Below are 4,770 nucleotides of genomic sequence, written 5' to 3' on the forward strand. Positions count from 1 at the left end.
CAACCCTCAGGAATTGCATCAGACGGGCGAGAAATTGCAGGTGACGAGGTCAGGTCAGGGTCCGGCGAGGACTCTAACGTCCTGCAACTTAGCGGCTTGAGCTGGGAGTTTGGAGATCGGATCCCATCTGATGCAGGATTTGCCCTCTGAAAGGGAGGGCGAAAGTGGGTCTACAGCGACGCGCCGACCTGGCGGGGGCAGCTCACCTGGAACTGGTGTCCGGGGTTGTCCAGCTGCGTCCGCAGGACGCGATGGTCGAAGCCATGGTGCGGGGCTGGCGGGCCCAACAAGCCGCTCGCGGGCTCCGTGAGGACACGGTCACCGCCCGGGAACGGCTCGTACGGCGGTTTCTGGAGCACACCAACGAATATCCGTGGGCCTGGACGCCGGGCCACGTGGACGAGTGGTCACTGTGGCTGACCAGCGAGAAGCACCTCGCGCCGTCCACGATCCGCAGCTATCAGGGCAGCCTGCGCCTGTTCAGCGAGTTCTTGATCGACGGCCGCTACGGCTGGTCGGTGGCCTGTGAGGACGCCTTCGGCACTCACCCCGTGGCCATCTGCCACGAGTGGAACACCATCGCCCATCTCAACGACTACGAGGGGCGCCCCGAGGCGAGGCCGTTCACCCGCGAGGAGATCCAACGCTTCCTCGACTACGCCGACGACCAGGTCGATCGAGCGGTACGGGCCAAGCGCAAGGGAGCCCTCGCCGCCTACCGCGATGCCACCCTCTTCAAGGTCATCTATGGGTGGGGTCTGCGCCGGACGGAGACATCGAAGCTGGATGTGGTCGACTTCGGGCGGAATGCGAAGGCACCGCAGTTCGGCCGGTACGGCACCCTCAACGTCCGCTACGGCAAGGCGAAGAAGGGGCAGCCGCCGCGCCGTCGGAACGTACTGTCGGTGATGGACTGGGCGGTGGACGCGGTCGCCGATTACGTGGAGAACGTACGGCCGCGGTTCGGCTGCGAGGATCACCCCGCCTTGTGGGTGACCGAGCGGGGCGGCCGGGTCAAGCCGGCCGAGATCAACGCCCGGTTCGTCGCCTACCGCGACGCGCTGAAGCTCCCGAAGGCGCTGACCGTCCACTCCGCTCGCCACTCCTACGTCACCCACCTCACAGAGGACGGGGTTGACCGCCGGTTTCTCCAGCAGCAAGTCGGTCACGAGAATGACAGCTCCACCGCTATCTACACCCACGTCAGCGACGACTTCATGAACACCATGCTCCACAGGGCACTTGCGCCCGCGCTCGCCCCGTCCCCCGCAAACAAGGACCGCTGATGGCCGCGAAGCTCGACTACCACTGGCACTTGCGCAAGATCATGGCCGACCGAGGGCTGTTCTCCACCACTGACCTCATCCCGCTACTGGACAAACGGGGCATCACTCTGTCGTCCAGCCAGGTCTACCGGCTCGTCGTCGAGCGCCCCGAGCGGCTCAGCCTGAAGATCCTCATGGCTCTGCTCGACATCCTCAACTGCACCATGGACGACCTCATCGAGCCGACCCCCGCGGCGGGCGTCGGAACCGCTACCCGAACAAAGAAGGCTGTCGGTGCCGAGGCAGGCGTCGGTGACCTGCGACCCAAGCGAGCTCGCATCCGCGGTATCGAGCGGCCGTGACCGCACCCGGGCACCCCGAGCGGACCGTCTCCGACCCGATCGGGCTCATTGCGGACCTGGTCGCGGCCATCGAACATCATCTGGAGCCGGACCGGATCCGTGCCGTGGTCGCCAGCGTCGCGGGCGGACGTTCGAAGTCACGCCTCCTCGCGGCACACCTCACTGAGCATCCTCACGTGCTGAACGACGGTCGCTCGCCGGCGCCCAGGGCCGTCGGCGACCTGCTCATCGCCCTGCGCGAGGCAGGGGCCCAGACGGTCTCGCCACCGTGTTGCGCCGAATGCGGCAGGCAGATACGAACGCTCCAGCGCCGCGGCCAGGACTGGTACTGCTGGAACTGCGGGCGGCCACAGCACGAGCCGTGTGCTGCCTGCGGAAACACCCGCCGGATCACTTCACGCGACCGGACCGGGCGGCCGCGATGCGGCCAGTGCCCGGACGACGACGGACGCGATCCCATCGCAGTGATCGGCGCCCTGATCGCCGAACTGGATCCGCAAGCCGAACGGCAGACGGTCTCCGACGCGGTCCGTCGATCGGCACCTCGTCCCTCCTACCAGCGGAAACTTGCCTGGGCCTTGGAATCCTACCCAGCTCTGCTGACCGGCGACGGTCACCTCGCACCCCACCGCGCGATCCTCAAGCTGATCGACCTACTGCACGAGGCCGGCATCGCCGGGATCGTCCGGCCGTCCTGCCCCGGCTGCCACAGAGTCGTACGCATCGACAAGCCTCTGGACGGAAAGCGGGTCTGCCGCATGTGCATCTCCCGCTCCCGCATCGAGGAGTGCTCGGGATGCGGAGCCCGCCGGGAGCCCGCCACCCGCGACAACCAAGGCCGGCCAGTATGTCCGAACTGCCTGGTCAGCGATCCGGCGAACCTGGAGACCTGCATCAACTGCGGCCGACGAAGGGTCGTGAACACCCGCACACCGGACGGCCCGCTCTGCCAAAAATGCCCCTCCTTGCCCACCGCGACTTGCAGTATCTGCGACGCTGAGAAACCCTGCGGCACCTCCCGGACTACGGGTCGGCCATGGTGCCTGGACTGCCAGCGTCACTCCGCTCCGTGCTCGGCCTGCGGCGGCGTCGCGGCGGTCGTCTCCGGCACTCTCGACCAGCCCCTTTGCCTGGGCTGCACCGCCCCTGAGGTCTGGCACACCTGCCCCACCTGCAGCGATCCCGACTACCCGCACCCCGGCCAGTGCGCTCGTTGTCTCATCAATCGGCGCCTCAACGAGCTCTTGGGCCCTCCGTCCGATGCCCTCCATCCCGGTCTCGAAGCCCTGCGGAACAACATCGCCACCACCGAGCACCCACTCACCGCCAATCGGTGGCTGAACAAGCCGTCAGTTTCTCCGGTCCTGGCCGACCTCGCGGCCGGAAGACGAGCCCTGACTCACGAGGCCCTCGACGAGCTGCCCGACAGCCCGCCCCTCGCCCACCTCCGTCAAGTCCTCGTCGGAGTCGATGCCCTGCCCGAGCGGGACGAGTACATGGTCCGCCTCGAACGTTTCCTCAGGGGCCTTCTCGCATCGCAGCAAGACCCCGAACAGCGCAAAGTCCTGCACCAGTACGCGATATGGCACTTGGTCCGTCGACTACGCCGACGCAGCAACGGCCGCCCCCTGACACCGCAGCAGTTCGCATCCGCGCGTCAACGCACCCACGCGGCCGTCGCCTTCCTTAGCTGGCTTCAGGCTCACGACCTCGCCCTGGATACCTGCCGACAGGCCGACCTCGACCAGTGGCTCACCGACGACTCAGCGACCTACCGCCACACGGCCGGACACTTCGTCCGCTGGGCTCGCACCAACAAGCTCACTACCGTCCACGTCCCCGCTGTCCGCTGGAACGGCCCCACCCAGCCACTCGATGACGAGCACCGGTGGAACGTCGCACGCCGGCTCCTGCACGATGACACCCTCAAGCCCGACGACCGCCTCGCAGGACTGCTTCTCCTCCTTTACGCACAAGGGCCATCGGCGATCCACCGACTGACCATCGAGGACGTCGAGGTCGGCGCTCAGGAGGTACGTATCCACCTCGGTCATGCACCCGTTCAGCTGCCCGAGCCCGTCGCCCAGCTGGCCCGCACTGTCGCTGCGAACCGCAAGGGGCACGCGACCATCGGCGCACTGGCTCCGTCTCCATGGCTCTTCCCTGGCGGCCAGCCCGGACGTCCGATCAGTACCACACAGCTGACCCAGCGCCTGAAGCAGCTCGGAATCCGTCCCAACCAGGCCCGCAGCACCGCACTCTTCCAGCTCGCCACCGAGATCCCGGCCGCGATCCTCGCCCGCACCCTGGGCATCCACACCGACGTCGCCGTCGCCTGGCAACGTCTCTCTGCGGGCGACTGGGCCACATATGCCAACGAAGTCAGCCGACGCACCGCAACGGAGAACCGATGAAGCTGCCGGTCGTAATCCACCAGGCCCGCTTGGGAGCCGACGAGTTCAGAGTCATCCGGCCTGCGCAGCCTCTGAGCCATGCAGTACTCATCGACCACGATCGTCACCTGGACGTCTATCTCGACCAAGACGCCGCCCGACGCATCGCCGGATTGTGGATGCTCGCTGCACGCTCGCCTCGTTCGCTAATTCACCTGCCAATGCGGGCAAATCGCCCGCCAGCCCGGGAAGTACCGGACGACGTCGGCTTCCAGCTCGACCTCGTGCTCTTGCACCATTCGCTGCAGTTCGCCCCCTCTTCCTGGAAGCAGGTGAGGAATCGACTCGGCGTCGGCCATCCCCAGACCGTGAACTTGCCCGACACAGACCCTGTCGACAACGCCTCAGTCGACTGGGCAGCACGTCACTACCGGGAGAACCGCGACCTGTTTCACCAGCACCTTCACGCCGAGACGCTGTTCATGACCGGCAGCGCGAAGGTGTTCCGAGAGACCGCTCGGCACTTCCTCGATGTCGCCCGCAACGGACCGAGCTATGTTCCGGTCCACCCCAGCTATCCGTACTTCTGCACCGAGCTCCACTCGAATGACGGCATCCTCGGCGACGCCCGCGAGATCCACATCGAGTACTGCGACCAGTGGAAGTCATGATCGACAGTCGCCGAGCACGCGCCGGCTACGGAGGGCGAGACAGGCATTCGGACAGTTCCAATACCCCACGTCACCATTA

The 4,770-nt window shown here is 66.5% G+C and carries 4 protein-coding genes; all 4 read left to right on the plus strand.

Translation table 11 applies throughout. From position 1 onward, the window contains the following. The first annotated feature begins 164 nt into the window (after window positions 1-164). The 4 genes from OTB16_RS39010 to OTB16_RS39025 are packed head-to-tail and all read left to right on the plus strand — an operon-like array spanning window position 165 to window position 4,691. Window positions 165-1,286, plus strand: coding sequence for a tyrosine-type recombinase/integrase (locus OTB16_RS39010; protein WP_267727677.1), 1,122 nt, complete (start codon window positions 165-167; stop codon window positions 1,284-1,286). Further along, window positions 1,286-1,627 (plus strand): helix-turn-helix domain-containing protein, encoded by a 342-nt coding sequence (locus tag OTB16_RS39015; RefSeq protein WP_267727679.1) that lies wholly within the window; start codon window positions 1,286-1,288, stop codon window positions 1,625-1,627. Before OTB16_RS39010 ends, OTB16_RS39015 begins: the two co-directional genes overlap by 1 nt. Next, window positions 1,624-4,041, plus strand: a complete 2,418-nt coding sequence (locus OTB16_RS39020; RefSeq protein WP_267727681.1) for a site-specific integrase — start codon at window positions 1,624-1,626, stop codon at window positions 4,039-4,041. Before OTB16_RS39015 ends, OTB16_RS39020 begins: the two co-directional genes overlap by 4 nt. Beyond that, window positions 4,038-4,691: a hypothetical protein gene (locus tag OTB16_RS39025; protein ID WP_267727683.1), complete on the plus strand. Its 654-nt coding sequence runs from the start codon at window positions 4,038-4,040 to the stop codon at window positions 4,689-4,691. The genes OTB16_RS39020 and OTB16_RS39025 overlap by 4 nt, the downstream gene beginning before the upstream one ends. Window positions 4,692-4,770 lie beyond the last annotated feature (79 nt).

It is taken from the genome of Streptomyces antarcticus (assembly GCF_026627255.1).
In the GTDB taxonomy this organism is placed as follows: domain Bacteria; phylum Actinomycetota; class Actinomycetes; order Streptomycetales; family Streptomycetaceae; genus Streptomyces; species Streptomyces antarcticus.